Source organism: Variovorax sp. LARHSF232 (assembly GCF_052871435.1).
This window is the reverse complement of sequence record NZ_JBIXJS010000014.1, coordinates 66,183-91,566: the sequence shown is the minus strand read 5'-3', so window position 1 is coordinate 91,566 and position 25,384 is coordinate 66,183. Positions and strand designations below refer to the sequence as shown.

At 66.4% G+C, this 25,384-nt stretch carries 26 protein-coding genes; 23 read left to right on the top strand and 3 right to left on the bottom strand.

The features are described from left to right. Nucleotides 1-24: 24 nt before the first annotated feature. Nucleotides 25-747 (bottom strand): FadR/GntR family transcriptional regulator, encoded by a 723-nt coding sequence (locus tag ACIPRI_RS25005; RefSeq protein WP_446624210.1) that lies wholly within the window; start codon nt 745-747, stop codon nt 25-27. A 138-nt stretch (nt 748-885) separates the two neighbouring features. Between ACIPRI_RS25005 and ACIPRI_RS25000 the strand changes: the two genes are divergently transcribed. From ACIPRI_RS25000 to ACIPRI_RS24990, 3 genes are read left to right on the top strand one after another with little or no spacing between them, the layout of a single operon-like run. After that, nucleotides 886-1,620 carry an SDR family oxidoreductase gene (locus ACIPRI_RS25000; protein WP_446624209.1) on the top strand — a complete coding sequence of 245 codons (735 nt, stop codon included), beginning with the start codon at nt 886-888 and terminating at the stop codon, nt 1,618-1,620. After that, nucleotides 1,617-2,363 carry an SDR family NAD(P)-dependent oxidoreductase gene (locus tag ACIPRI_RS24995; protein WP_446624208.1) on the top strand — a complete coding sequence of 249 codons (747 nt, stop codon included), beginning with the start codon at nt 1,617-1,619 and terminating at the stop codon, nt 2,361-2,363. Before ACIPRI_RS25000 ends, ACIPRI_RS24995 begins: the two co-directional genes overlap by 4 nt. A gap of 18 nt (nt 2,364-2,381) precedes the next feature. Then, nucleotides 2,382-3,230, top strand: coding sequence for a fumarylacetoacetate hydrolase family protein (locus ACIPRI_RS24990; protein WP_446624207.1), 849 nt, complete (start codon nt 2,382-2,384; stop codon nt 3,228-3,230). Nucleotides 3,231-3,251: 21 nt separating this feature from the next. Here the strand turns inward: ACIPRI_RS24990 and ACIPRI_RS24985 are convergent, their stop codons facing one another. After that, the gene (locus ACIPRI_RS24985; protein ID WP_446624206.1) at nt 3,252-4,139 is read right to left on the bottom strand and encodes a LysR family transcriptional regulator; all 888 of its coding nucleotides are present in this window, start codon (nt 4,137-4,139) and stop codon (nt 3,252-3,254) included. 129 nt (nt 4,140-4,268) lie between these two features. Here ACIPRI_RS24985 and ACIPRI_RS24980 point away from each other — a divergent pair, with 129 nt between their 5' ends. From ACIPRI_RS24980 to ACIPRI_RS24920, 13 genes are all read left to right on the top strand, one after another. After that, nucleotides 4,269-5,027 carry an SDR family oxidoreductase gene (locus ACIPRI_RS24980; protein ID WP_446624205.1) on the top strand — a complete coding sequence of 253 codons (759 nt, stop codon included), beginning with the start codon at nt 4,269-4,271 and terminating at the stop codon, nt 5,025-5,027. 129 nt (nt 5,028-5,156) lie between these two features. Continuing rightward, nucleotides 5,157-5,789 carry a TetR/AcrR family transcriptional regulator gene (locus ACIPRI_RS24975; protein WP_446624204.1) on the top strand — a complete coding sequence of 211 codons (633 nt, stop codon included), beginning with the start codon at nt 5,157-5,159 and terminating at the stop codon, nt 5,787-5,789. Between the two features lie 62 nt (nt 5,790-5,851). Beyond that, nucleotides 5,852-7,648: an acyl-CoA dehydrogenase C-terminal domain-containing protein gene (locus tag ACIPRI_RS24970; protein WP_446624203.1), complete on the top strand. Its 1,797-nt coding sequence runs from the start codon at nt 5,852-5,854 to the stop codon at nt 7,646-7,648. Nucleotides 7,649-7,665: 17 nt separating this feature from the next. Next, nucleotides 7,666-8,106: a DUF2147 domain-containing protein gene (locus ACIPRI_RS24965; protein WP_446624202.1), complete on the top strand. Its 441-nt coding sequence runs from the start codon at nt 7,666-7,668 to the stop codon at nt 8,104-8,106. A 21-nt stretch (nt 8,107-8,127) separates the two neighbouring features. Next, nucleotides 8,128-10,527 carry a 3-hydroxyacyl-CoA dehydrogenase/enoyl-CoA hydratase family protein gene (locus tag ACIPRI_RS24960; RefSeq protein ID WP_446624201.1) on the top strand — a complete coding sequence of 800 codons (2,400 nt, stop codon included), beginning with the start codon at nt 8,128-8,130 and terminating at the stop codon, nt 10,525-10,527. 23 nt (nt 10,528-10,550) lie between these two features. Continuing rightward, a complete protein-coding gene (locus ACIPRI_RS24955; protein ID WP_446624200.1) occupies nt 10,551-11,750 on the top strand; it encodes an acetyl-CoA C-acyltransferase in 1,200 nt (399 codons plus the stop codon). Nucleotides 11,751-11,797: 47 nt separating this feature from the next. Next, nucleotides 11,798-12,700 (top strand): alpha/beta hydrolase family protein, encoded by a 903-nt coding sequence (locus tag ACIPRI_RS24950; RefSeq protein ID WP_446624199.1) that lies wholly within the window; start codon nt 11,798-11,800, stop codon nt 12,698-12,700. A gap of 28 nt (nt 12,701-12,728) precedes the next feature. After that, nucleotides 12,729-13,544, top strand: coding sequence for an acyl-CoA thioesterase (locus ACIPRI_RS24945; protein ID WP_446624198.1), 816 nt, complete (start codon nt 12,729-12,731; stop codon nt 13,542-13,544). 102 nt (nt 13,545-13,646) lie between these two features. Then, the gene (locus tag ACIPRI_RS24940) at nt 13,647-14,387 is read left to right on the top strand and encodes an SDR family oxidoreductase (RefSeq protein ID WP_446624197.1); all 741 of its coding nucleotides are present in this window, start codon (nt 13,647-13,649) and stop codon (nt 14,385-14,387) included. 20 nt (nt 14,388-14,407) lie between these two features. After that, nucleotides 14,408-15,007 carry a DsbA family protein gene (locus tag ACIPRI_RS24935; RefSeq protein WP_446624196.1) on the top strand — a complete coding sequence of 200 codons (600 nt, stop codon included), beginning with the start codon at nt 14,408-14,410 and terminating at the stop codon, nt 15,005-15,007. A 12-nt stretch (nt 15,008-15,019) separates the two neighbouring features. Beyond that, on the top strand, nt 15,020-15,784 hold the full coding sequence (locus ACIPRI_RS24930; protein ID WP_446624195.1) for an enoyl-CoA hydratase: 765 nt from the start codon (nt 15,020-15,022) through the stop codon (nt 15,782-15,784). Between the two features lie 307 nt (nt 15,785-16,091). After that, nucleotides 16,092-16,727: a 7-carboxy-7-deazaguanine synthase gene (gene queE / locus ACIPRI_RS24925; RefSeq protein ID WP_446624194.1), complete on the top strand. Its 636-nt coding sequence runs from the start codon at nt 16,092-16,094 to the stop codon at nt 16,725-16,727. Further along, nucleotides 16,724-17,092 carry a 6-pyruvoyl trahydropterin synthase family protein gene (locus ACIPRI_RS24920; RefSeq protein ID WP_446624193.1) on the top strand — a complete coding sequence of 123 codons (369 nt, stop codon included), beginning with the start codon at nt 16,724-16,726 and terminating at the stop codon, nt 17,090-17,092. The genes queE and ACIPRI_RS24920 overlap by 4 nt, the downstream gene beginning before the upstream one ends. Before the next feature lie 7 nt (nt 17,093-17,099). On the opposite strand, the gene ACIPRI_RS24915 is transcribed toward ACIPRI_RS24920, so the two are convergent. Beyond that, nucleotides 17,100-17,531 carry an acyl-CoA thioesterase gene (locus ACIPRI_RS24915; protein WP_446624192.1) on the bottom strand — a complete coding sequence of 144 codons (432 nt, stop codon included), beginning with the start codon at nt 17,529-17,531 and terminating at the stop codon, nt 17,100-17,102. A 41-nt stretch (nt 17,532-17,572) separates the two neighbouring features. Between ACIPRI_RS24915 and ACIPRI_RS24910 the strand changes: the two genes are divergently transcribed. The 7 genes from ACIPRI_RS24910 to ACIPRI_RS24880 all read left to right on the top strand — a co-directional run bounded on the left by ACIPRI_RS24910 (nt 17,573) and on the right by ACIPRI_RS24880 (nt 25,383). Continuing rightward, nucleotides 17,573-19,426 (top strand): ABCB family ABC transporter ATP-binding protein/permease, encoded by a 1,854-nt coding sequence (locus ACIPRI_RS24910; protein ID WP_446624191.1) that lies wholly within the window; start codon nt 17,573-17,575, stop codon nt 19,424-19,426. Nucleotides 19,427-19,428: 2 nt separating this feature from the next. Continuing rightward, nucleotides 19,429-20,367: a 2-hydroxyacid dehydrogenase gene (locus ACIPRI_RS24905; protein ID WP_446624190.1), complete on the top strand. Its 939-nt coding sequence runs from the start codon at nt 19,429-19,431 to the stop codon at nt 20,365-20,367. 11 nt (nt 20,368-20,378) lie between these two features. After that, nucleotides 20,379-20,840 (top strand): MarR family winged helix-turn-helix transcriptional regulator, encoded by a 462-nt coding sequence (locus ACIPRI_RS24900; protein ID WP_446624189.1) that lies wholly within the window; start codon nt 20,379-20,381, stop codon nt 20,838-20,840. 27 nt (nt 20,841-20,867) lie between these two features. Beyond that, nucleotides 20,868-21,836: a LysR substrate-binding domain-containing protein gene (locus tag ACIPRI_RS24895; protein WP_446624188.1), complete on the top strand. Its 969-nt coding sequence runs from the start codon at nt 20,868-20,870 to the stop codon at nt 21,834-21,836. 183 nt (nt 21,837-22,019) lie between these two features. After that, nucleotides 22,020-23,471, top strand: coding sequence for an aspartate ammonia-lyase (locus ACIPRI_RS24890; RefSeq protein WP_446624187.1), 1,452 nt, complete (start codon nt 22,020-22,022; stop codon nt 23,469-23,471). A gap of 174 nt (nt 23,472-23,645) precedes the next feature. Next, nucleotides 23,646-24,542 carry an amino acid ABC transporter substrate-binding protein gene (locus tag ACIPRI_RS24885; RefSeq protein ID WP_446624186.1) on the top strand — a complete coding sequence of 299 codons (897 nt, stop codon included), beginning with the start codon at nt 23,646-23,648 and terminating at the stop codon, nt 24,540-24,542. 85 nt (nt 24,543-24,627) lie between these two features. Further along, on the top strand, nt 24,628-25,383 hold the full coding sequence (locus tag ACIPRI_RS24880; protein WP_446624185.1) for an amino acid ABC transporter permease: 756 nt from the start codon (nt 24,628-24,630) through the stop codon (nt 25,381-25,383). Nucleotide 25,384: the final 1 nt, after the last annotated feature.

The window sequence follows — 25,384 nt, the reverse complement described above, 5'->3', positions numbered from 1 at the left end:
GAGGTGAATGCGAGAGTTGCGGCCCTAGCCCGGCTTGGCGCGGCGCCAGCTCGCGGAAAAGCGCTGGTGCGACTTGTCCATGTGGATGTGCATGGCCGCGCGCGCGGCCTCGGCGTCGCGTGCCGCGATGGCGTCGCGGATCGCCTCGTGCTCGGCAATCGCGCTGCGCCAGGACTTCACGGTTTCGAAGTAGCCGCCCAGGCGGGTGAAGATCGGACCTTTGCGCGAATCCCAGAATCCCTGCACGGTCTCGAGCAGCACGACGTTGTCGCAGGCGTCGACGATGGCCAGGTGAAAGGCGCGGTCGCCTTCCAGCGGCATCACGCTGCGGTCGGCCATGTCGCGCATCGACTCGATGGCGCTTGTCATGGCATCCACGTGCCGCCGTTTGCGCTGCAGGGCAGCGATGGCGGCCGTTTCGCCTTCCACCACGCGGCGCGCCCGGATCAGCTCGAGCGGCCCCCATTCGGTGCTGCTGCTGCTTGGCGTTGCCGCCGGGGCGCTGGCGCGTTGCTTGCGATCCAGCACGTACACGCCGGAGCCGGTGCGCACCTCGACATAGCCTTCCACCTCCAGCGCAATCAGCGCCTCGCGCACCGAAGGCCGGCTCACGCCGAGCTGCTTGGACAGGTCGCGCTCGGCCGGCAAGCGCGCGCCCACGGCGAATTCGCCCTTGACGATCAGTGCGCGCAGCTGTTCGGCAATCTGGCGATACAGGCGCTTCGGTTCGACGGTCTGGATGGGCACGTGCTGCTGAATGAGGCGGGAGACTGGTTAGGGGTTGTCCTGAATTGGACAAGTGGTCAGGCCAATTCAGAATACGCCGCGTCGGGCCCGAGACCCATCGGGCCTAACCCGGATTCGAAAATCAAGGAGACCCCAAGCATGAGACTCAAGGGAAAGACCGCGCTCGTCACTGCGGCTGGCCAGGGCATCGGCTACGCCAGCGCATTGGCGCTTGCGGCCGAAGGCGCGCAGGTCTGGGCCACCGACGTCAACGAGAAGCTGCTCGATCGTTTTGCGGGCGTTGCCAACCTCACCGCCGCGCGCCTGGACGTGCTCGACAAGGCGGCCATCGCGGCGCTGGTGGCGCGCATGCCCGCGGTGGACGTGCTGTTCAACTGCGCAGGCGTGGTGCACAACGGCGCCATCGACCAGGCCAGCGACGAACAGCTCGAGTTTGCCTTCCACCTCAATGTGCGCGCGCAGTTCTGGGCCATCCAGGCGGTGCTGCCCGGCATGCTGGCGCAGGGGCGCGGCAGCATCATCAACATGGCCAGCGTGTGTTCCAGCATCAAGGGGCTGCCCAACCGCTGCGTCTACGGCACCACCAAGGCGGCGGTGCTGGGCCTCACCAAGAGCGTGGCGGCCGACTACGTGACGCGCGGCGTGCGCTGCAACGCGGTCTGCCCGGGCACGGTGGACACGCCCTCGCTGGGCGAGCGCATCAACGCCAACGCCGATCCGGTGCAGGCGCGCAAGGATTTCATCGCACGCCAGCCCATGGGGCGCCTCGCACAGCCGGAAGAGATCGCACCGCTCATCGTCTTTCTGGCCAGCGACGAGTCGCAGTTCGTCACCGGCCAGGCCTACGCCGCCGACGGTGGCATCACCATATGAACCAGCTCGACTTTGCCGGTCGCCATGCGGTGGTCACCGGCGGCGCCACCGGCCTGGGCTACGGCATTGCCAAGCGCCTGCTGGCATCGGGCGGCAGCGTCACCCTCTGGGACCGCGACGGCGAGGCGGCCAACAAGGCGGCCTGGTCGTTGGGCGCCAAGGCCTTTGCGCAGCAGGTCGACGTGTCGCAGCAGCCCTCGGTGGCCAAGGCGGTGACGGCCACGCTGAGCCACGGCAAGCGCATCGATGCGCTGGTCAACAGCGCCGGCATCACCGGGCCCAACACCACCGTCTGGGAATACCCGGTGGATGCCTGGCGCCAGGTGATGGATGTCAACCTCACGGGCCTGTTCATCTGCTGCCGCGAGGTGGTGCCGCAGATGCGCAGCCAGGGCTGGGGCCGCATCGTCAACATCGCCTCGGTGGCCGGCAAGGAAGGCAATCCCAACGCCAGCGCCTACAGTGCCAGCAAGGCCGGCGTGATCGCACTCACCAAGTCGCTGGGCAAGGAGCTGGCCGACACCGGCATCCGCGTGAATTGCGTCACGCCGGCGGCGGTGAAGACGGCCATCTTCGACCAGATGTCGGCGCAGCACATCGCCTACATGTTGTCGAAGATCCCAATGGGGCGCTTCGGCGCGGTGGAGGAGGTCGCCGCCATGGTGGCCTGGCTTTGCACCGAAGATTGCGCTTTTTCCACAGGCGCCACCTTTGACCTGTCCGGTGGACGCAGCACCTATTAACTCCAAAGAAGGAAGAACATGAAACTGGTTCGATTCGGCAACCCCGGCAAGGAAAAGCCCGGCCTCGTCGATGCCAACGGCCTGCTGCGCGACCTGAGCGCAGTGGTCAAGGACATCGGCCCAGAGCAACTGGGCGATGCCGCGCTGGCGAAGATCGCCAAACTGAAGACCGAGAAGTTGCCGCTGGTGAAGGGCAAGCCGCGCTATGGCTGCCCCGTGGCCAATGTCGGCAAGTTCATCGCCATCGGCCTCAACTACGCGGACCATGCGGCCGAATCGGGCCTGCCGATTCCGGCCGAGCCGGTGGTGTTCATGAAGGCCAACTCCTGCGTGCAGGGGCCCAATGATGCGGTGATGCTGCCCAAGGGCTCGAAGAAGACCGACTGGGAGGTCGAACTGGGCGTGGTGATCGGCACGCGCGCGCGCTACGTCTCGCAGAAAGAGGCGCTCGACTACGTGGCCGGCTACTGCACCATCAACGACGTGAGCGAGCGCGAATACCAGCTGGAGCGCGGCGGCACCTGGGACAAGGGCAAGGGTTGCGACACCTTCGGCCCCATCGGTCCTTGGCTGGTCACGCGCGACGAGATTGCGAATCCGCAGAAGCTTGCCATGTGGCTGGACGTGAATGGCCAGCGCATGCAGACAGGCAACACCAAGACCATGATCTTCAACGTGGCCAAGCTGGTGAGCTATCTGAGCCAGTTCATGACCCTGATGCCCGGCGATGTCATCACCACCGGCACCCCGCCCGGCGTGGGGCTTGGCATGAAGCCGCCGCTGTACCTGAAGAAGGGCGACGTGATGACGCTGGGCATCGAGGGACTGGGCGAGCAGCGGCAGGAAGTGGTGCCCTTCAAGCTCTGAGCCGGGGGGCGCGCTGCGTCTTCAGCGCAGCGCGCGCAGCAGCTCGTCATACACCAGCCGCACGCGCGCCGGCACCGGCGAGCGCTGCGAGCGGTAGACGTGGATCGGCCAGGGCTCCGGCGCCTCGGCCGCCAGCACCGCCACCAGCTCGCCCGAGCGCAGCAGCGGCTCGGCCAGCGGGCCCACCAGCTGGCCGAAGCCCAGCCCGGCCACCACGGCAGCGCACTCGGCATCGACGTCGTCCGTGACGAAGGCCGGTGCGCTGGGCACGTACTGGCGTCCCTTGCCGAAGAACCACGGCCAGGGCCGGCCCGAGCTGCGGTCCATCAGCGCCGTGAGCGGCAGGGCGGCCAGGTCTTGCACGGCCTTGGGCTGGCCAACGCGCTCGATCAGCGCCGACGCGCCCACCACGTGGAGCGCCATCTTCCCCACGGTGCGCGCCACGAAGCGGGCGTCGCGCACCGGCCCCGCGCGCACGCCGATGTCGATCTGCTGGTCGACCACGTCGGCATGCTCTTCCGACAGCCGCAGATCCAGCACCAGGCCCGGATGCGAGGCCAGCACCGGCGCGAGCGCCTGCGGAATGAGCCGCCGGCCGAACACGTTCGGCGCCGTCACGCGGACCGTGCCCGCATGCTGAGAAAGCGATCGGCGGTCCGCCCGGTGGAACAGCGCATCGACGACGCCGACGGCCTCTCGCGCCCGGCTGGCGAGCTGGCGCCCGAAGTCGGTGAGCTGCACCCCGCGCGTGCTGCGGTGGAACAGCGGCTCGCCCAGTTCCTCCTCCAGTTCGCGCACCGCGCGGGTAACGACCTGGGGCGACACCGACAGCCGCACGGCCGCGTCGCGGAAGTTGACCGCGTCGGCGGCGGCACAGAAGACGCGCAGGGCATCGAGTCGGTTGGACATGGGGTCGTTCTTCTCTTGAAGCGTTCCTGGTTCAGGAATTCTGAAGGCGACAGAGCTTCATTTACGGGAATGCATGGATTTTCCACACTGCAGCCATCCCTTCAACGCAACCCCCAAAAGGAGCTCACCATGAACCAGGTTCAAGACAACATCCGCGGCAAGGTCGCCATCGTCACCGGCGCGAGCAGCGGCCTGGGCGAATCGACGGCCCGCCACCTGGCCGCACGCGGCGCCAAGGTAGTGCTGGCCGCGCGCCGTACCGACCGGCTCGACCAACTGGTCGCCGAGATCCGCGAGGCCGACGGCCAGGCGATTGCCGTCGCCACCGACGTGTCCAGGCGCGAAGACCTCGAGAAGCTTGCCGCCGCCGCGGTGCAGGCCTTCGGCCGCATCGACGTGCTGGTCAACAACGCCGGCGTGATGCCCCTGTCGCCGCTCGAGAAGCTCAAGGTCGACGAGTGGGACCGCACCATCGACGTCAACATCAAGGGCGTGCTCTACGGCATTGCCGCGGTGCTGCCGCGCATGAAGGCGCAGGGGAGCGGTCACATCGTCAACATCGCCTCCATCGCGGGCCTGAAGGTGTTCACGCCCATCGGCACCGTCTACAGCGCGACCAAGCATGCGGTGCGCGCCATCTCCGAGGGCCTGCGGGTGGAGGTGGGCAACAGCGGCGTGCGCGTCACCATCGTCTCGCCCGGCGCGGTGGAATCGGAGCTGAAGTTCGGCTCCAGCGACGCCGAGAGTGCTGCCGGCGTGCAAGCCTTCTACGACGCCAACCAGATTCCGGCCGACTCGGTCGCCCGGGCCGTGGTCTACGCGGTGGAGCAGCCGGCCGATGTGGACATTAACGAGGTGGTGCTGCGGCCGTTGTCGCAGGAGTTCTGAACACCGTCCGGCCGGGCCAGGACGCGCATTTTTCGCAAAGACCCGCAACCCGGCGGGTCTTTGCGCTTCCTTTCGGCCACGAATTTCTGCAAAATAGAACGACCGTTCGTTTTATTTTCAATCCAGCCCATGTCCGCCACCATCGCTCCCGCCAAGGCGTCTCGCGCTCCGCAAAAGGGCCAGCAGACCAAGGCCGTCATCATCGATGCGGCCCTGAACCTGGCCGCGCAGATCGGCCTGGAGGGCTTGTCCATCGGCGCCATCGCCGAGGTCACGCAAATGAGCAAGTCGGGCGTGTTCGCCCATTTCGGCTCGCGCGAGGAGCTTCAGATTTCGGTGGTGCGCGAATATCACGCGCGCTTCGAGCAGGAAGTGTTCTATCCGGCGTTGACGGCGCCACGCGGCCTGCCGCGCCTGCGAGCGCTGTTCGACAACTGGATGAAGCGCACCTCCACCGAGATCGACTCGGGCTGCATCTACATCAGCGGCGCCGTGGAGTTCGACGACCGGCCCGGCCCGGTGCGCGACACGCTGGCCGAGTCGGTCAACATCTGGCTGGCCGCCATGCTGCGCGCCGTGGAGCAGGCCAAGGAAGAAGGCCATCTGCGCGCCGATGCCGACGCCCAGCAGATCGCCTTCGAGATCCACGCCCTGATCCTGGCCTTGCACTACGAGGCGCGCTTCCTGCGCAACCCGGCATCGATGAAGCGCGCCAATGCGGGCTTCGCCAACATCATCGCGCGCAGCACTGCGCCCGCTTGAGTCCTTTTCGCTTTCTTTCCTTCCGTTCGCTCAACTCAACTTATCAACTGGGAGTCTCCAGCATGCCAGCCTATAACCCGCCCCTTCGCGACATGCAATTCGTTCTGCATGAGATGCTCAACGTCACCGAAGAACTCAAGGCCATGCCCAAGCATGCCGAGACGGACGCGGAGACCATCAACGCGGTGATCGAAGAGGCCGGCAAGTTCGCTGCCGAAGTGACCTTCCCGCTGAACATCTCGGGCGACGAAGAAGGTTGCACGCTCGACAAGACCACCCACGAGGTGAAGGCGCCCAAGGGCTTCAAGCAGGCTTACGAGAAGTTCGTCGAAGGCGGCTGGCCGGCCCTTTCCTGCGACCCCGAGTACGGCGGCCAGGGCCTGCCCTACGTGGTGAACCAGTGCCTGTACGAAATGCTCAACAGCGCCAACCAGGCCTGGACCATGTACCCCGGCCTGTCGCACGGCGCCTATGAAGCCATGCATGCACACGGCACGCCCGAGCAGAAGAAAACCTACCTGCCCAAGCTGACCAGCGGCGAGTGGACCGGCACCATGTGCCTGACCGAGCCGCACTGCGGCACCGACCTGGGCCTCTTGCGCACCAAGGCGGAGCCGCAAGCCGACGGCAGCTACAAGATCAGCGGCAGCAAGATCTTCATCTCGGCCGGCGAGCACGACATGGCCGAGAACATCATCCACCTGGTGCTGGCCCGCCTGCCGGACGCGCCCAAGGGCAGCAAGGGCATCAGCCTGTTTGCCGTGCCCAAGTTCCATGTGAAGGCCGACGGTTCGCTGGGTGACCGCAACCCCATCTTCTGCGCCGGCCTGGAGCACAAGATGGGCATCCACGGAAACGCCACCGCGCAGATCGTGATCGAAGGCGCCATCGGCACCATGGTGGGCGAACCCAACAAGGGCCTGCAAGCCATGTTCGTGATGATGAACGCGGCCCGCCTGGGCGTGGGCAACCAGTCGCTGGGCCTGACCGAAGTGGCCTTCCAGAACGCGCTGGCCTATGCCAAGGACCGCATCCAGATGCGCTCGCTGTCGGGCGTGAAGGCCAAGGACAAGGAAGCCGACCCGATCATCGTGCACCCCGACGTGCGCAAGATGCTGATGACGGCCAAGGCGTACGCCGAAGGCGGCCGCGCGCTGCAGATCTTCTGCACGCTGCTCCTGGACAAGGAGCACAACCATCCCGACGAGAAGGTGCGCAAGGACTCGGGCGAGCTGGTCGCCCTCTTGACCCCCATCGTCAAGGCCTTCATCACCGACAACGGCCACATCGCCACCAACGCGGCGATGCAGGTGTTCGGCGGCCATGGCTTCATCAAAGAATGGGGCATGGAGCAGTTCGTACGCGACAACCGCATCAACATGATCTACGAAGGCACGAACACCGTGCAGTCGCTGGACCTGCTGGGCCGCAAGGTGCTGGGCAACAACGGCGCTTCGCTCAAGAAGTTCGGCAAGCTGGTGGGCAAGCTGGTCGAGGAAGAGGGCGTCAACGAGAAGATGAGCGAGTTCATCACGCCGGTGGCCGTGCTGGGTGACCAGCTGACCAAGTTCACCACCGAGATCGGCTTCAAGGGCTTCCAGAACCCCGACGAGGTGGGTGCCGCCGCGGTGGACTACCTGCGCGTGGCCGGCCACTTCGTGTTCGGCTACCTGTTCGCCCGCATGGCCCAGGTCGCCCTGCGCGAAATCGCCGCCGGCAACGACGACCCGTTCTACGTCGCCAAGCTGCAGACCGCGCGCTTCTACTTCGCCAAGCTCTTCCCCGAGACCGCGACCCTGATGCGCACGGCCCGCGCCGGCGCCAAGCCGCTGATGGACACCGACGCGGCGCTGGCTTGATGAAGCCGGGACATCCCATGAAGCGCGCGCTCGCCATCGCAATCCTTCTGGCCGCCGGCGGCGCCTTCGCGCAAACGGCGACGTACATGAGCCCGGTCGGACTCTGGCGCAGCATCGACGACAAGAGTGGCGAGGCCAAGGCCGAGATCCGCATCGTCGAAAAGGGCGGTGCACTCGAAGGCCGCATCGAGAAGACCTTGCGCAAGGACGCCAAGCCCGTCTGCGACGAATGCACCGACGAACGCAAGGGCAAGCCCATCGTCGGCCTGGACATCATCCGCGGCGGCAAGAAGGCCGACGGCAAGGATGTCTGGGAGAACGGAAAGATCCTCGATCCGGAAAACGGCAAGGAATACCGCGCCAGCTTCACGCCCATCGAAAGCGGAACGAAGCTGGAAGTGCGCGGCTACCTCGGCCCTTTCTGGCGCACGCAGACCTGGAATCGCGTCGCCCAGTAACCCACGCAACACATACACACCATGTCCAGATTCCAAGTGAAAAAAGTCGCCGTGCTCGGCGCCGGCGTGATGGGCGCGCAGATTGCGGCCCACCTCGTGAATGTTCGCGTGCCGGTCGTGCTGTTCGACCTGCCGGCCAAAGAAGGCCCGAAGAACGGCATCGTTACCCGCGCCATCGACAACCTGAAGAAGCTCAAACCCTCGCCCCTGGGCGTGGCGAAGGATGCCGAGCTGATCGAGCAGGCCAACTACGAGGACGACCTCGCCAAGCTGGGTGAATGCGACCTGGTGATCGAGGCGATCGCCGAGCGCATGGACTGGAAGCTCGATCTCTACAAGAAGATCGCGCCCCACGTGGCCAAGCACGCCATCCTGGCGTCCAACACCTCGGGCCTGTCGATCACCAAGCTGGGCGAAGCGCTGCCTGAAGCGTTGAAGCCGCGCTTTTGCGGCATCCACTTCTTCAACCCGCCGCGCTACATGTTCCTGGTCGAGCTGATCAATACGCCGACCACGCAGCCCGACGTGCTCGACCAGCTCGAAGCCTTCGTCACCAGCGCCCTGGGCAAGGGCGTGGTGCGCGCCAAGGACACGCCCAACTTCATCGCCAACCGTGTCGGCATCGCCGGCATGCTGGCGACCATGAAAGAGGTCGAGAAGTTCGGCCTGACCCCCGACGTGGTGGATGACCTGACGGGCAAGAAGCTGGGCCGCGCCAGCTCGGGCACCTTCCGCACCGCCGACGTGGTGGGCCTGGACACCATGGCCCACGTGGTCAAGACGCTGCAGGACAACCTGGACGAGAAGACCGACCCTTTCTATCCCAACTTCGCCACGCCGCCGGTGCTGGCCAAGCTGATCGAGATGGGCAACCTGGGCCAGAAGACCAAGGCCGGTTTCTTCAAGAAGGCCGGTCGCGACATCCTGCGCTTCGACCTGGCCAAGGGCGAATACGTGCCCAGCGGCGCCAAGGCCGACGAGGTCTATGGCCGCATGCTCAAGAAGCCGGCTGCGCAGCGCCTGAAGCTCCTGCGCGAGAGCGAAGGCCCGCAAGGCCAGTTCCTCTGGGCGATCTTGCGCGACAGCTTCCACTACGCTGCCGTGCACTTGGGCGAAATCGCCGAGAGCGCGCGCGACATCGACTTTGCCATGCGCTGGGGCTTCGGCATGCAGCAAGGCCCTTTCGAGCTGTGGCAGCAGGCCGGCTGGACGCAGGTCGCCACCTGGATCCAGGAAGACATCGACGCCGGCAAGGCGCTGTCCAAGGCCCCGTTGCCCGCCTGGGTGTTCGAAGGCCCGGTGGCCCGCGCCGGTGGCGTGCACACGCCCGAAGGTTCGTGGAGCGCCGCCGAAAGCCGCTTCGTGCCGCTGCGCCGCCTGCCGGTGCATGCGCGCCAGCTGTTCCCCGAGAGCGTGCTTGGCGCCAACGCGCCGCAGGCCGAGGAAGCCGGCACCACCATCAGCGATGAAGGCGATGTGCGCGTCTGGACGCTGGACGGCGAAGTGCTGATCGCCAGCATCCACTCCAAGATGAACGCCATCAGCCCCGACGTGGCCGAGGCGCTGGCCGAAGCCGTGGCGCTGGCCGAAAAAGAATACAAGGGCCTGGTGATCTGGTCGCCGGACGACAAGTTCTCCGTCGGCGCCGACCTGCAAGCCATGCTGCCGGCCTTCGTGGTCGCCGGCATCGGCGCGGTGGAAGGCGCGGAGCAGGCGCTGCAGGACGTGATGCTGCGCATCCGCTATGCCGGCGTGCCGGTGGTCTCGGCCATTCGGGGCATGGCCCTGGGTGGCGGTTGCGAGCTGGCCATCCACTCGGCGGCCCGCGTGGCCGCGATGGAAAGCTACATCGGCCTGGTGGAAGTGGGCGTGGGCCTGATCCCCGGCGCCGGCGGCCTGACCTACATCGCCCGCCGTGCGGCCGAGCGTGCCGAAGCCTCGACCGGCAACGACCTGCTGCCCTTCCTCACCGAAGGCTTCACGGCCGCGGCCATGGCCAAGGTCGGCACCAGCGCGCTGGAATCGCGCCAGCTCGGCTACCTGCTGGACAGCGACGTGATCGTGCCGAACAAGGACGAGCTGCTCTACGTGGCCCACCAGCAGGTCAAGGCCATGAGCGAGACCGGCTGGCGCGCGCCGATGAAGCGCAAGTTCAAGGTCGCCGGCCGCAGCGGCGCCGCCACCATCAAGGGCCAATTGGTCAACATGCGCGATGGCGGCTTTATCAGCGAGCACGACTTCCACATCGCCGGCCTGATCGCCGGCGTGCTGACCGGCGGCGACGTCGACGCGGGCACCCTGGTGACCGAGGAATACCTGATGGCGCTGGAGCGCAAGGCCTTTTGCTCGCTGATCCTGAACCCCAAGACCCAAGAGCGAATCATGGGCATGCTCAGCACCGGCAAGCCGGTCCGCAACTGAGCGCCGCACGCGAGGAAATTCAAATGAGCAAACAAGTTCAAGACGCCTACATCGTCGCCGCCACCCGCACGCCGATCGGCCGTTCGCACCGCGGCTTCTTCCGCAACACCCGTCCGGACGATCTGCTGGCCACGACGCTGAAGGCCGCCCTGGCCCAGGCACCCGGCCTGGACCCGAAGGCGATCGAAGACATCATCTGCGGCTGCGCGATTCCCGAGGGCCAGCAAGGCCTGAACGTGGCGCGCATCGGCGCGGTGCTGGCCGGACTGCCCACCAGCATCGGCGGCATCACGGTGAACCGCTTCTGCGCCTCCGGCTTGTCGGCGGTGCAGATGGCGGCCGACCGCATCCGCGTCGGCGAAGCCGAGGTGATGATCGCCGCCGGCGTGGAAAGCATGAGCATGGTGCCGATGATGGGCAACTCGCCCTCGCTGTCGCCGGCGATCTTCGAGCGCGACGGCGACGTGGGCATCGCCTACGGCATGGGCCTGACGGCCGAGAAGGTGGCGCAGCAGTGGAAGGTCAGCCGCGAGGCGCAAGACGCCTTTGCGCTGCAGTCGCACCAGCGCGCCATTGCCGCCCAGCAGGCCGGCGAGTTCAAGGACGAGATCACGCCGATCGAGGTGACCGACCGCACGGCCAACCTGGAAACGGGCGAAGCCATCGCCAAGAGCCGCATCGTCACGCTGGACGAAGGCGCGCGCCCCGACACCAGCCTGGAAGGCTTGGCCAAGCTGCGCACGGTATTCGCCGCGCGCGGCTCGGTCACCGCCGGCAACAGCTCGCAGACTTCGGACGGCGCCGGCGCGCTGATCATCGCCAGTGAGAAGGCCGTGAAGCAGTTCGGCCTGACGCCGCTGGCGCGCTTCGTCAGCTTCGCCAGCAAGGGCGTGCCGCCGTCGATCATGGGCATCGGCCCGATCGAGGCGATCCCGGCCGCGCTGCGCTACGCCGGCCTCACGCAGGACGACATCGACTGGTACGAGCTCAACGAAGCGTTTGCCGCGCAATCGCTGGCCGTCCTCAACACGCTGGGCCTGGACCCGTCCAAGGTCAACCCGATGGGCGGCGCGATCGCCCTGGGCCACCCGCTGGGTGCCACCGGCGCGATCCGCTCGGCCACCGTGGTGCATGCGCTGCGTCGCAAGAACCTGAAGTACGGCATGGTCACCATGTGCGTCGGCATGGGGCAGGGCGCCGCTGGAATCTTCGAGCGCGTGTAGCCGCTTGCTGATTGCGGCGCGTGATGAGCAACAACGCGGAGACAGACATGCAGACGCAACAGCAGCAACTTCAGGTGGACGGCGGCACGACGCTCGCCGTCCGCCGATATCAGAGCCACGGCGAGGCACGCGCCAGCATCGTCATCGGCGGTGCCATGGGCGTGCGCCAATCTTTCTACGAGCCCTTCGCCCACTGGCTGGCCCAGCAGGGCCTGCAGGTCTGGACCTTCGACTACCGGGGCAGCGGCGATTCGCTGGGCGATGCGCCGCTGCGCGGCTTCGAAGCCGACCTGTTCGACTGGGCGCGCGACTACGAGGCGGTGATCGATGCCGCCAAGGCCGCGCTGCCGCAGCAGCCGCTCTATCTCCTGGGCCATAGCCTGGGCGCGCAATTGCCGGGCTTCCTGCAAAAGCCGGAGCAGGTCGACGGCCTGATCAGCATCGCAGCCGGCAGCGGCTACTGGCGCGAGAACGCGCCCCAACTCAAGCGCAGCATCCTGTACTTCTGGTTCTTCGTGGTGCCGCTGGCCACGCGCCTGTGGGGCTACTTCCCGGGGCGCAAGCTGCGCAAGGTGGGCGATCTGCCGCGCGGTGTGATGCTGCAATGGCGACGCTGGTGCCTCAACCCGCGCTACAGCGTGGGCGCCGAGGGCGAGCTGGCCGCGCGCAGCTACGAGCGCGTGCGCTTTCCGGTATTGGCCCTGTCGATGACCGACGACGAGCTGATGACCCTGGCCGGCACCCGCAGCCTGCTGAGCTTCTACGCGGCAGCGCCCAGCGCGGTGGAGCGCATCGCGCCGGCCGACGTGCAGGCCAAGCGCATCGGCCACTTCGGCTTCTTCCGCGAGCAGTTCAGCCAGAGCCTGTGGCCGGCCCTGCTCGACAAATTGCAGCGCCTGACGTCTCTCACTGCGGTGCAGCAAAGCGGCGTCGCGCACACGACTGTCTGAGGCCAAGGCCCGACGCACACTGCGGCCCATGAACTCACACCCCTTCGACCAAGCCCTGCGCCTGCAACACAGCGACCTGCGGGTCGGGCAGTTCAGCGGCCAGACCAGCTCCGACTACTGGAACATGGTCGGACCTTTCGGCGGCGCCACTGCGGCCATCGTGCTGCAGTCGGTGCTGCAGCATCCCGACCTGCTGGGCGTTCCCGTCGCGCTCACCGTCAACTTCGCGGCGGCTTTGGAGGCCGGCGAGTTCGAGGTGCAGGCCACGCCTGTGCGCACCAATCGCTCCACGCAGCACTGGACGGTGCACATCACGCAGAACGGCGCCATCAACACGACGGCCACCGCCTTCACCGCTGCACGGCGCGAAACCTGGGGCGCGAGCGACGCGCCGATGCCGCAGGCGCCGCGTCCGAGCGACGTGGAACGCATGTCCATCGGCCCGCACGGCGTGGCCTGGTTGGCGCAGTACGAGATGCGGCCCATCAGCGGCAGCATCCCCAGCGTCTGGGACGGTAGCGGCAGCCACAGCGAAAGCCGGCTGTGGCTGCGCGATGCGCAAGCGCGCCCGCTCGACTACACCTCGCTGATGGCGATGAGCGACATGTTCTACCCACGCGTCTGGCTGCGCCGCGCCACGGTGGTGCCGGCCGGCACGGTGTCGATCACCACCTACTTCCATGCCGACGCGGCGCAGATCGCCAAGGTCGGAAGTGGCTACCTGCTGGGTCAGGCCCATGGCCAGCGCTTCAACAACGGCTACTTCGACCAGAGCGCGCACCTGTGGAGCGAGGCGGGCGACTTGCTGGCCACCAGCAACCAGATCGTCTACTACAAGGAATGAACATGACCCCCACGCTCGGCACTTCGTGTCCTCGCTGCCCCCCGAGGGGGCGCTCGCTTGCTTGGGGCGGCCCGGCGCTGCGCTCGGGCCGGGGAGCTTTCCATGCCTAATGCTGCACTGATCGTCGGTGCGGGCGACGCCACCGGCGGCGCCATTGCTCGTCGCTTCGCGCGCGAGGGCTACGCGACCTGCGTCACCCGGCGCAGCCTCGACAAGTTGCTGCCGCTGGTGGCGCAAATCGAGGCTGAAGGCGGCATTGCCCATGCATTCGCCAGTGACGCGCGCAAGGAAGAAGAGGTGGTGGCTTTAGTCGAGAAGATCGAGGCCGAGGTCGGGCCGATCGAGGTGCTGGTGTTCAACATCGGCGCCAACGTTCCCGAAAGCATCCTGACGGAGAGCGCCCGCAAGTACTTCAAGGTGTGGGAGATGGCCTGCTTCGGCGGTTTTCTCAATGCCCGCGAAGTCGCCAAGCGCATGGTGGCGCGGCCGATGGCGGCCAGCGGCCACCGCGGCACCATCCTCTTCACCGGCGCCACCGCCTCGCTGCGCGGCGGCGCCAACTTCGCCGCCTTCTCCGGCGCCAAGATGGCGCTGCGCGCGCTGGCCCAGAGCATGGCGCGCGAGCTGGGATCGCAGGGCATTCACGTGGCGCACGTGGTGGTCGACGGCGCCATCGACACCGAGTTCATCCGCAGCAACTTCCCCGAGCGCTATGCGCTGAAGGACGAGGGCGGCATGCTGAACCCCGAGCACATCGCCGACACCTACGCCATGCTGCACCGCCAGCCGCGCGACGCCTGGACGCACGAGCTGGACCTGCGCCCGTGGTCCGAGAAATTCTGAAAACAAGAGGAGACTTGTCGATGAGCAGATCCGTCGAGTTCTATTTCGACTTCGGCAGCCCCGCGGCCTACATTGCCTATACCCAGCTGCCGCGCATCGCCGCCGAGGCCGGCGCCGCCCTGGTGTGGAAGCCGATGCTGCTGGGCGGCGTGTTCCAGGCCACCGGCAACCGCTCGCCGGTGGAGATTCCGGCCAAGGGGCCCTATGTGATGGCGGACCTCCAGCGCTGTGCCCGGCGCCTGGGCATCGCCTTCGAGCACAACCCGCATTTCCCGATCAACACGCTGCTTCTGATGCGCGGCGCCACGGCGCTGCAGCTGCGTGAGCCGGGCCGTTTTGGCGACTATGTGGCGGCGGTGTTTCGCGCCATCTGGGTCGATGGCCGCAACATGAACGACCCCGCCACGGTCGGTGCCGTGCTGCAGCAGGCCGGCTTCGATGCGCCGACAATCCTGGCTCTGACGCAGGAGCAGGCCGTCAAGGACCGCCTCAAGGCGGTCACGCAGGAAGCCGTGGCGCGCGGCGTGTTCGGCGCACCCACCATGTTCGTCGGCGACCAGATGTTCTGGGGCCAGGACCGTCTGGATTTCGTCAAAGAAGCCCTCACTTCAACCAAGTAGCAAGAGACCACCATGAGCGACATCCTCGTGCACACCGAAGCCGGTGTCTCCACCATCACCTTCAACCGCGTCGACAAGAAGAATTCGATCACCGCCGCGATGTACGCCCAGATGGCCGATGCCATCGAGCAGGCCGCCGCGGACAACGCGGTGCGCACCGTGCTGATCCAGGGCGATGCCACCATCTTCAGCGCCGGCAACGACATCAGCGACTTCCTCAACGCGCCGCCGTCCAACGAGAGCTCGCCGGTGTTCCGCTTCATGCGCGCCATGGCAGCGTTCCCGAAGCCGATCGTGGCGGCCGTCTGCGGCCCGGCGGTGGGCATCGGCACCACCTTGCTGTTGCATTGCGACCTGGTCTATGCCGGCGACAACGCAGCCTTCTCGATGCCCTTCGTGAACCTGGGCCTGTGCCCCGAGTTCGGCTCCAGCATGCTGGTGCCGCAGATGTTCGGCTACCACCGCGCGGCGGAGGCGCTGCTGCTGGGCGAGCCCTTCATGGCCGAAGCGGCGCTCGAAATCGGCCTGGTGAATCGCGTGGTGCCGCCCACCGAATGCAACGCCATTGCCCAGACGCAGGCCCGCAAGCTGGCGGCCAAGCCGTTGTCGGCGCTGGTCGAGACCAAGCGGCTGATGAAGAAGGGGCTGCAGCCTGCGCTCGTCGAGCGCATCGGCGAGGAAGGCCAGAGCTTCGGCCGCATGCTGCGCGAGCCGGCAGCGCGCGAGGCCTTCACGGCCTTCATGGAGAAGCGCAAGCCGGATTTCTCCAAGGTCTGAGTGCGCAAAGGGGCTTCGCCACCCCCGGCGTTGGGCAGGGCGGGGGCGCAACTACAATAGAGCTCTTGCCGCACACCGCTTTCGGCGGCAAGACGTTCGGCAACGGCGCATGGCACGCGCCACTTGCGGTCGAAACGTCATCCACGGATGGGCCGGGCAGCATGGCCCGAGCCGCCATCCTGTGAATACCACCTGTCTTAGGGCGTGCTTGCGCCAGCGCCTGCCAAAAGCTGCGCTTAAAAAAGAACCGGTCTGTGCGCCGGCATGACAGGTGGGTCGCGAAAGCATCCATGTGCGAGGCGCTGTCATGACTTACTCCGTCAAGGAGATCTTTTACACATTGCAGGGCGAGGGCGCGAATGCCGGCCGCCCGGCCGTGTTTTGCCGGTTCGCCGGCTGCAACCTCTGGACCGGCCGCGAGGAAGACCGGGCTCGGGCCATCTGCAAGTTCTGCGACACCGACTTTGTCGGTGTCGACGGCACGCATGGCGGCAAGTTTGCTACGGCGCGCGAGCTGGCACTGGCCATCGATGCCTTCTGGCCGTGCGAGGCGCGTGATCACCGTTTCGTGGTGCTGACCGGCGGCGAGCCGCTGCTGCAAGTCGATGCCGAACTCATCGGCGAGCTGCATCAGCGCGGCTTCGAAATCGCGGTGGAGACCAACGGCACCGTTCTCGCGCCGCCCGGCATCGATTGGCTCTGCGTCAGCCCGAAGGCCGGCGCGCCCTGGCTGCAACGCCAGGGATCGGAGCTCAAGGTCGTCTGGCCGCAGGAAGGACTCGACATGGCGGCACTCGAGGCGGCCGATTTCGAGCACCGCTACCTGCAGCCCATGGACGGGCCGCTGCGCGACAGGAACGTCCAGGAGGTCATCGCTACCTGCCTGGCGCGTCCGGCCTGGAAGCTCAGCCTGCAAACCCACAAGTACACGGGCATCCGATGAAGTTCGAGCTCTCCCAACGCTTCTTTTTCGACGCGGCGCATACCTTGGACCGGAAGATCGAGACCGCGTCCAGCGCGCGTATTCATGGCCATACCTACAGCGGCGAAGTCGCCGTCGGCGGGGCGCGCGACCCGGCGTCCGGCATGGTCATGGATCTGGGGCTGCTGCGGGCCGCCCTCGATCAGGTACGCCAGCGCCTGGACCATCAGTTTCTCGACGACATTCCTGAGCTGGGAGCGCCGACCCTGGAGAACCTGTGCGTCTACGTGATGAACGCCTTGAAGTCCGCGCAGATCGACGCCTGCCGCGTCTCGATCTGGCGCGAAGGCATCGGCGACCGGTGCACGCTGACCGCCTCCTGCTGATCGCTGGTCAGGCCGCCGCGTCCTGCTCGATCGCCCGCGGCCGGCCGTTCTCGTCGATGGCCACGTAGGTCAGCGTGGCCTCCGTCACCTTGATGTACTCGCCCTGGGCCTTGAAGCGCTCGGCAAAGACCTCGACCTTCACCGTGATCGAGGTGCGGCCCACGCGCACCAGCGACGAATAGAACGACAGGATGTCGCCCAGCCGCACCGGTTGCTTGAACACGAATTCGTTGACCGCCACCGTCGCCTGGCGACCCTTGGCATAGCGCGCCGGAATCACCGAGCCGGCCAGGTCGACCTGTGCCATCACCCAGCCGCCGAAGATGTCGCCGTTGGCATTGCAATCGGCCGGCATCGGGATCACCTTCAGCACCAGTTCCATGTCGGCCGGCAGGCTCTTGAGGATAGGAGACAGCTTGGCGCTGGAAATGGTGGACATGGGCACAATCTGAAGCAAACGAATTCTCACGATTGTCTCTCATGCGTCGAAGCGGCGAAGTCCTTCCATCCCCTCACAACGCCTCGGCCACCGGTGCCCAGGCGGGCGCGCCCGCCAGCGAGCGCTCCGATGCCGCCACCCTGGCGCGGCTCTTTCCCTACCTTTGGCACTACAAGTGGCGCGTGATCTTTGCGCTCTTGTTCATGGTGGGCGCCAAGGTCGCCAACGTGGGCGTGCCGGTGCTGCTCAAGCACCTGGTGGACGCCATGACGATCAAGCCGGGCGACCCGCGTGCGCTGCTGGTGGTGCCGGCGGCGCTGTTGCTCGCCTACGGCTTGCTGCGCTTTTCCACCTCGCTGTTCACCGAGCTGCGCGAGCTGATCTTCGCCAAGGCCACCGAGGGCGCCTCGCGCCGCATCTCGCTGGAAGTGTTCCGCCATCTGCATGCGCTGTCGCTGCGCTTTCACCTGGAGCGCCAGACCGGCGGCATGACGCGCGACATCGAGCGCGGCACGCAGGCGGTGCATTCGCTCATCTCGTACTCGCTCTACAGCATCGTGCCGACGCTGATCGAGCTGGTGCTGGTGCTCAGCATCCTGTCGGTGCGCTTCGACGCCTGGTTTGCGGTGATTACCGGCGTCGCGCTGGTGTTCTACATCTTCTTCACCGTGAAGGTGACCGAGTGGCGCACTCACTATCGGCGCACCATGAACGAGCTGGGCTCGAAGGCGCAGACGCGGGCCATCGATTCGCTCCTGAACTACGAGACCGTCAAGTACTTCAACAACGAGGACTTCGAGGCAAAGCGCTACGACGAGAACCTGGAGCGCTACCGCCGCGCGGCCGTGAAGAGCCAGGCCACGCTGTCCATGCTCAACACCGGCCAGCAGCTCCTGATCGCGATCAGCCTGGTGGCGATGCTGTGGCGCGCCACCCAGGGCGTGGTGGAGGGCCACATGACCCTGGGCGACCTGGTGATGGTCAACGCCTTCATGATCCAGCTGTATATCCCGCTCAACTTCCTGGGCGTGATCTATCGCGAGATCAAGCAGAACCTGACCGACCTGGACAAGATGTTCGGCCTGCTCGAGCGCGAGCGCGAGGTGGCCGACGCGGCGGGCGCCAAGAACCTGGCCGCGCATGACAGCGGCGACGCCACGGTGCGCTTCGAAGACGTGAGCTTTGCCTACGAGCCGGCGCGGCCCATCCTCAAGCACGTGAGCTTCGAGATCCCGGCCGGCAAGACGGTGGCGGTGGTCGGGCCGTCTGGCTCGGGCAAGTCGACCCTGGCGCGCCTCTTGTACCGCTTCTATGACGTGCAGCAAGGCGAAATTCGCATCGGCGGCGAGAACATCCGCGAAGTGACGCAGTCCAGCGTGCGCCAGGCGATCGGTATCGTGCCGCAGGACACGGTGCTGTTCAACGACACGGTCGAATACAACATCGCCTACGGCCGCCCCGGCGCCACGCATGACGAGGTGGTGGCGGCCGCCAAGGCGGCGCGCATCCACGACTTCATCATGGCCACGCCCAAGGGCTACGAGACCACCGTCGGCGAGCGCGGGCTCAAGCTGTCGGGCGGCGAGAAGCAGCGCGTGGCCATTGCCCGCACCCTGTTGAAGAACCCGCCGGTGCTGATCTTCGACGAGGCCACCTCGGCGCTGGACTCGGCCAACGAGCGCGCCATCCAGAGCGAACTGAAGAGCGCAGCGCGCAACAAGACCACGCTGGTGATTGCGCACCGCCTGTCCACCGTGGTGGACGCGCACGAGATCCTGGTGCTCGAAGCCGGCGAGATCGTCGAGCGCGGCACGCATGCCGAGCTGTTGGCCCGCCAGGGCCGCTATGCGCAGATGTGGGCGCTGCAGAAGATCGAAGCGCCGCAGATACTCTGAACATGAACGACAAGATCGCCCTGCTCATCCTCAACAGCCTCTCATCCGACCACCAGGCGCTGATCGGCCAGCATTTCGACATCGTCTACGCACCCACGCACGGGGAGCGCGCCGCCGCCGTTGCGGCGCAGGGCGCACGCTTTCGCGCCGTGCTCACCATCGGCGTGATCGGCATCACGCCCGAGGAGGTCGCGGCGATGCCGGCGCTGGAGCTGGTGTGCTGCATGGGCGCCGGCTACGAAGGCCTGCCGCTGGACGTGCTGCGCGCACGCGGCATCGCCACCGCCAACGGCGCCGGCACCAACGACGATTGCGTGGCCGACCATGCCTTCGGCCTGCTGATCGGCATCGTGCGCGGCATGCGCCAGCTCGACATCCAGTGCCGCGCCGGCGTCTGGCGCGAAGAGATTCCGCAGCCGCCCAACGTGTCCGGCAAGAAGCTGGGCATCTTCGGCCTGGGCACCATCGGCCAGAAGATCGCCAAGCGCGCCTATGGCTTCGACATGCCGGTGGGCTATCACAACCGCAAGCCGCGCGAGGCCGTCGATCACCGCTACTTCGACCGTCTGTTGGCACTGGCCCACTGGTGCGACGTGCTGGTCTGCGCCACTCCGGGCGGCCCGGCGACGCGCCACGTGATCGATGCACAGGTGCTGGATGCGCTGGGGCCGCATGGCTATCTCATCAATATCTCGCGCGGCAGCGTGGTCGACACCGAGGCGCTGGCCGCGGCGCTGCGCGACAAGCGCATCGCCGGCGCCGGGCTCGATGTCTACGAAAGCGAACCGCGTCGCCCCGAGGCGCTGATCGGCCTGGACAACGTGCTGCTCACGCCGCACATGGCCGGCTGGTCGCCGGAAGCGACCCAGGCCAGCGTGGACCGCTTCCTGGCCAACGCGGAAGGCCATTTCGCCGGCCGCGGCGTCGTCTCGCCGATCTAGAAGGGGCATCCATGCCGCGTCCGGCCATCGACTTTCTGACCTTCAGGCTGGACGTGCTGAGCGATCAGGCCAAGCAGATGGCGTCCGACGCCTACGAAAAGGCTTGCGGCGTCAGCCTGCGCGAGCTGCGCATCCTGCGCCAGGCGCATCACCGGCCCGGCATCACGCAAAGCGCGGTGGCCGCCGGCGCCCATCTCGAGAAGACCCTGGTGTCGAAGCTGGTGACTGCGCTGGCGCGCCGCGGGCTCCTGGTGCGCCGCATCGACGAAGAGGATGCGCGCTGGGTGCAGCTCTTCCTGACCGAGGAGGGCACGGAAGTCGTGAAGCAGTGCAACAAGCTGGGGCGCCGGATGGAGCGCTCGATGCTGTCCGTGCTGACTGCCGAGCAGACGGCGATCTTCGAGGAATGTCTGGCGGCGCTGACGCTCAAGGTGGAGCTCGACGCCAAGGCGGCCAGGCCATCCGGCCGCTGAGCCGAGCCCTGGCCATAATCCGCCGCCATGGAAACCAAGTGGCTTGAAGACTTCGTCAGCCTGGCCGAGACCCGCAGCTTCAGCCGCTCAGCGCAGCTGCGCCATGTGACCCAGCCGGCCTTCTCGCGGCGCATCCAGGCGCTGGAGGTGTGGGCCGGGGCGGACCTGGTGGACCGCAGCTCCTACCCCACGCGCCTGACGCCCGCCGGCCAGACCCTGTACGCCCAGGCCATCGAGATCCTGCAAGGCCTGCAAAGCACGCGCGCCATGCTGCGCGGCCACTCGACCGCCGGGCAGGACGTGATCGAGTTTGCCGTGCCGCACACGCTGGCTTTCACCTTCTTCCCGGCCTGGCTCACGCAATTGCGCGAAGAGGGCTTCGGCACCATGAAGAGCCGCCTCATCGCACTCAACGTGCATGACGCGGTGCACCGCCTGGTGGAAGGTGGCTGCGACCTGCTGATCGCCTACCACCACCCCGCGCTGCCGCTCGAGCTGGACGCCAACCGCTACGAGATGGTGAGCCTGGGCCAGGAGGCAGTGGCGCCCTGGGTGCGTCCGGATGCGCAGGGCGCGCCGCGCTATTGCCTGCCCGGCCGTGCCGGCCAGCCGCTGCCCTATCTGGGCTATGCGCCCGGCGCCTATCTGGGCCGCATCGTCGACCAGCTGCTCAAGGATTCGCCGGTGGCCATGCACCTGGATCGGGTCTACGAAACCGACATGGCCGAAGGCTTGAAGGCCATGGCGCTGGAAGGTCACGGCATCGCCTTCCTGCCGCAGAGCGCGGTGCGCAAGGAGGTGCGCTCGCGCAAGCTGGTGAGCGCGCTGCCGCCCGAGATCGATCGGCTCGAAGCCAACATGGAAATCCGGGCCTACCGCCCGCGGCCCCTGCCGCCTGCGAACGCGGGGAGCAGGGCGGCAGCCGGCGCCCAGCCCAAGGGCTCGGCGGCTGCCCTTTGGGATTACCTCGTCAAGAAGACGGCGGCTGCCGGCTGATTTTTGTGCACTGCATCAACTATGCGGTGCATGCATAACCTTGGCTCACAAAGAGCATTGGCGCGGATTGGGCGGCAGGCATACAGTCGCGACAGTTTCGCTGTCACGCAACTTTTGCCTTTTATTTGGTGCACGCCGCATGGCGTGCATTTTTTTATCCATCAGCCGGAGGGCGCGCCCATCATGGAATCCCGATTCAGGATCGAACACGATTTTCTTGGCGAGCGGAAGATCCCCTCCGCCGCCTACTGGGGCGTGCACACCGCGCGTGCGGTCGAGAACTTCCCCATCTCGGGCACCCGCATCTCCGCCATGCCGGACCTGGTGCGCGCCCTGGCCCATGTGAAGAAGGCGGCGACCCGCGCCAACGCCGACCTGGGCGCCATCAGCCGCGAGCGGGCAGACGCCATCATGGCCGCCTGCGACGACATCATCGACGGCAAGCTGCAGGACGAATTCGTGGTCGACGTGATCCAGGGCGGCGCCGGCACCTCGACCAACATGAATGCCAACGAGGTGATCTGCAACCTGGCGCTCGAGAAGATGGGCCACCCCAAGGCCAGCTACGAGCTGCTGCATCCCAACGACCACGTGAACGCCTCGCAGAGCACCAACGACGTCTACCCGACGGCGGTGCGGCTGGCCCTGTGGTTTGCCATCGGCCGCCTGATCGAAGCCATGGCTCAGCTGCGCGGCAGCTTCGAAGCCAAGGCGCTGGAGTTTCGCGACATCCTCAAGATCGGCCGCACCCAGCTGCAGGACGCGGTGCCGATGACCCTGGGCCAGGAGTTCCTGACCTACGCCGTGATGATCGGCGAAGACGAGTTGCGCCTGGCCGAGGCGCGTGCCCTCATCGAGGAAATCAACCTCGGCGCCACCGCCATCGGCACCGGCATCAACGCGCCGCATGGCTACGCCAACCTGGCTTGCCAGTACCTGGCCGAGCAGACCGGCGTGCCGCTCAAGCAGGCGGCCAACCTGATCGAGGCCACGCAGGACACCGGCGCCTTCGTGCAGCTGTCGGGCGTACTCAAACGCGTGGCGACCAAGCTCAGCAAGACCTGCAACGACCTGCGCCTCTTGTCCAGTGGACCGCAGGCCGGCTTCGGCGAAATCCGCCTGCCGGCGCGCCAGGCCGGCTCGTCCATCATGCCGGGCAAGGTCAACCCGGTGATCCCGGAAGTGATGAACCAGGTGGCCTTCGAGGTGATCGGCAACGACGTGACGGTGACCATGGCCTCCGAGGCCGGCCAGCTGCAGCTCAATGCCTTCGAGCCGATCATGGGCTGGAGCCTGTTCAAGAGCATCCAGCACTTGAGCCGTGCCTGCCACACCCTGCAGAAGAATTGCGTGGAAGGCATCGAGGCCAATCGCGAATTCCTGGCCAAGCGGGTGCGCGAATCGGTCACCCTGGTCACGGCGCTCAACCCGCTGATCGGCTACGAAAAGGCGGCCCTGATCGCCAAGACCGCGCTGGCCAGCGGCGGGGCCATCGACGAGGTGGCCGAATCGCTGGGCATCATGACGCGCGCCGAAATGGAGGCGCTCCTGGTGCCCGAGAAATTGACGCAGCCGGTGCGCCTGGTGGCCCCGGTCCATCCGGCCGCCATGCCTTCGGGCACAAAGACTGCTTAGATTCGGTTACAAGCGAGCCGCGCGCCGCGGCTTTGCACCAAGGCAGCGCGCAGCCGGCGAGACGATTTCGAAGGCAGTGCGCGGGGTGCACCGGGTTGGCCCCTGTACGCCCCACAACGCCGTTGTCTAGAATTCGGCTTTTCGTATCCATCCGTTAACTGAGGAGTGATCCGCATGAAGAAACAAGTAGTCGCGCTGGCCGTTGCCGCGCTTGCCATGGGCAGCGCCTTCGCGCAGGCGAACGACACGCTGGCCAAGATCAAGTCCAGCGGCGCCATCAGCCTCGGCGTGCGGGATTCGTCCGCGCTTTCGTTCACGCTGGGCAACGGCAAGTACGCCGGTTTCCACACCGAAATGGCCGAGCGCATCATCGACGACCTGGGCAAGGGCGCGGGCAAGAAGCTCACCGTCAACTATGTGCCGGTCACCTCGCAAAACCGCATCCCCCTGGTGCAGAACGGCACCGTCGACCTGGAGTGCGGGTCCACCACCAACAACGCCACCCGCCAGAAGGACGTCGACTTCGCCTACACCACCTACGTGGAAGTGGTGCGCATCGCCGTCAAGGCCAACTCGGGCATCAAGGACCTGAAGGACCTGAACGGCAAGACCGTGGCCGTCACCACCGGCACCACTTCCGTGCAGCACCTGCGCAAGAACGAGCGCGCCCAGGGCATCGACTTCAAGGAAGTCATGGGCAAGGACCACGCCGACAGCTTCCTGCTGCTCGAGTCCGGCCGTGCCGACGCCTTCGTGATGGACGGCTCGATCCTGGCCGCCAACGTCGCCAAGTCCAAGAATCCGAAGGACTTCGCCATTGTCGGCCCCGAGCTGTCGGTCGAGCCGATCGCCTGCATGGTGCGCAAGGGCGACGAGGAATTCAAGAAGGCGGTCGACGCCTCGATCGTGCGCCAGATCAAGGACGGCTCGCTGGCCAAGCTGTATGACAAGTGGTTCATGCAGCCGATCCCGCCGACCAACACCGCGCTGAACCTGCCGTTGTCGGACGCCACCAAGGCCGCCTGGGCCACGCCGAACAACAAGCCGATGGAAGACTACGCCAAGAAGTGATCGGCATGCGTGAATGACAAACGCCCGCCCCTCGAGGCGGGCGTTTGTTTATTGATGAAGAAACAATAACGGCGAGGAGTTCCCCATGGCATGGGACTGGCAAGTTTTCTGCAAAGACACGATTGATGGGGAACTGGTGCCCGGCTGCTTCGGCAGCGGCGGCGCCTACACCTATCTCAACTGGATGATGTCCGCCTGGGGCTGGACGGTATCGGTTTCGCTGTGCGCGCTGGCGCTGGCGCTGATCGTCGGCTCGCTCATCGGCATCATCCGCACGCTGCCCGACAGCCCGTGGCTGGTGCGCCTGGGCAATGTCTGGGTGGAGCTGTTCCGCAACATCCCGCTGCTGGTTCAAATCTTTCTCTGGTACCACGTGGTGCCGGCCCTGTTCCCCGTGATGCGCGACTTCCCGCCCTTCGTGCTGGTGGTGATCGCGCTGGGGCTTTTCACCTCGGCGCGTATCGCCGAGCAGGTGCGCTCTGGCATCCAGGCGCTGCCCAAGGGCCAGCGCTATGCCGGCATGGCAGTGGGCTTCACCACGGTGCAGTACTACCGCTACGTCATCCTGCCGATGGCCTACCGGATCATCCTGCCGCCGCTCACCAGCGAATCGATGAACATCTTCAAGAACTCGTCGGTGGCTTTCGCGGTGTCGATCGCCGAGCTGACCCAGTTCTACCTGCAGGCCGGCGAGGAAACGGCGCGCAACATGGAAATCTATATCGGCGTGGTGCTGCTCTACGTGTTCTCGGCGCTCGTGATCAACCGCATCATGGCCTACATCGAGAAGAGGTCGCGGGTGCCCGGCTTCGTGGCCGCTGGCGGCGCGGGAGGACACTGAC

Excerpts from the sequence above, each read along its gene's own strand:
- ACIPRI_RS25000 (WP_446624209.1), top strand. The coding sequence starts at position 886 with ATGAGACTCAAGGGAAAGACCGCGCTCGTCACTGCGGCTGGCCAGGGC.
- ACIPRI_RS24995 (WP_446624208.1), top strand. The coding sequence starts at position 1,617 with ATGAACCAGCTCGACTTTGCCGGTCGCCATGCGGTGGTCACCGGCGGC.
- ACIPRI_RS24990 (WP_446624207.1), top strand. The coding sequence starts at position 2,382 with ATGAAACTGGTTCGATTCGGCAACCCCGGCAAGGAAAAGCCCGGCCTC.
- ACIPRI_RS24985 (WP_446624206.1), bottom strand. The coding sequence starts at position 4,139 with ATGTCCAACCGACTCGATGCCCTGCGCGTCTTCTGTGCCGCCGCCGAC.
- ACIPRI_RS24980 (WP_446624205.1), top strand. The coding sequence starts at position 4,269 with ATGAACCAGGTTCAAGACAACATCCGCGGCAAGGTCGCCATCGTCACC.
- ACIPRI_RS24975 (WP_446624204.1), top strand. The coding sequence starts at position 5,157 with ATGTCCGCCACCATCGCTCCCGCCAAGGCGTCTCGCGCTCCGCAAAAG.
- ACIPRI_RS24970 (WP_446624203.1), top strand. The coding sequence starts at position 5,852 with ATGCCAGCCTATAACCCGCCCCTTCGCGACATGCAATTCGTTCTGCAT.
- ACIPRI_RS24965 (WP_446624202.1), top strand. The coding sequence starts at position 7,666 with ATGAAGCGCGCGCTCGCCATCGCAATCCTTCTGGCCGCCGGCGGCGCC.
- ACIPRI_RS24960 (WP_446624201.1), top strand. The coding sequence starts at position 8,128 with ATGTCCAGATTCCAAGTGAAAAAAGTCGCCGTGCTCGGCGCCGGCGTG.
- ACIPRI_RS24955 (WP_446624200.1), top strand. The coding sequence starts at position 10,551 with ATGAGCAAACAAGTTCAAGACGCCTACATCGTCGCCGCCACCCGCACG.
- ACIPRI_RS24950 (WP_446624199.1), top strand. The coding sequence starts at position 11,798 with ATGCAGACGCAACAGCAGCAACTTCAGGTGGACGGCGGCACGACGCTC.
- ACIPRI_RS24945 (WP_446624198.1), top strand. The coding sequence starts at position 12,729 with ATGAACTCACACCCCTTCGACCAAGCCCTGCGCCTGCAACACAGCGAC.
- ACIPRI_RS24940 (WP_446624197.1), top strand. The coding sequence starts at position 13,647 with ATGCCTAATGCTGCACTGATCGTCGGTGCGGGCGACGCCACCGGCGGC.
- ACIPRI_RS24935 (WP_446624196.1), top strand. The coding sequence starts at position 14,408 with ATGAGCAGATCCGTCGAGTTCTATTTCGACTTCGGCAGCCCCGCGGCC.
- ACIPRI_RS24930 (WP_446624195.1), top strand. The coding sequence starts at position 15,020 with ATGAGCGACATCCTCGTGCACACCGAAGCCGGTGTCTCCACCATCACC.
- queE (WP_446624194.1), top strand. The coding sequence starts at position 16,092 with ATGACTTACTCCGTCAAGGAGATCTTTTACACATTGCAGGGCGAGGGC.
- ACIPRI_RS24920 (WP_446624193.1), top strand. The coding sequence starts at position 16,724 with ATGAAGTTCGAGCTCTCCCAACGCTTCTTTTTCGACGCGGCGCATACC.
- ACIPRI_RS24915 (WP_446624192.1), bottom strand. The coding sequence starts at position 17,531 with ATGTCCACCATTTCCAGCGCCAAGCTGTCTCCTATCCTCAAGAGCCTG.
- ACIPRI_RS24910 (WP_446624191.1), top strand. The coding sequence starts at position 17,573 with ATGCGTCGAAGCGGCGAAGTCCTTCCATCCCCTCACAACGCCTCGGCC.
- ACIPRI_RS24905 (WP_446624190.1), top strand. The coding sequence starts at position 19,429 with ATGAACGACAAGATCGCCCTGCTCATCCTCAACAGCCTCTCATCCGAC.
- ACIPRI_RS24900 (WP_446624189.1), top strand. The coding sequence starts at position 20,379 with ATGCCGCGTCCGGCCATCGACTTTCTGACCTTCAGGCTGGACGTGCTG.
- ACIPRI_RS24895 (WP_446624188.1), top strand. The coding sequence starts at position 20,868 with ATGGAAACCAAGTGGCTTGAAGACTTCGTCAGCCTGGCCGAGACCCGC.
- ACIPRI_RS24890 (WP_446624187.1), top strand. The coding sequence starts at position 22,020 with ATGGAATCCCGATTCAGGATCGAACACGATTTTCTTGGCGAGCGGAAG.
- ACIPRI_RS24885 (WP_446624186.1), top strand. The coding sequence starts at position 23,646 with ATGAAGAAACAAGTAGTCGCGCTGGCCGTTGCCGCGCTTGCCATGGGC.
- ACIPRI_RS24880 (WP_446624185.1), top strand. The coding sequence starts at position 24,628 with ATGGCATGGGACTGGCAAGTTTTCTGCAAAGACACGATTGATGGGGAA.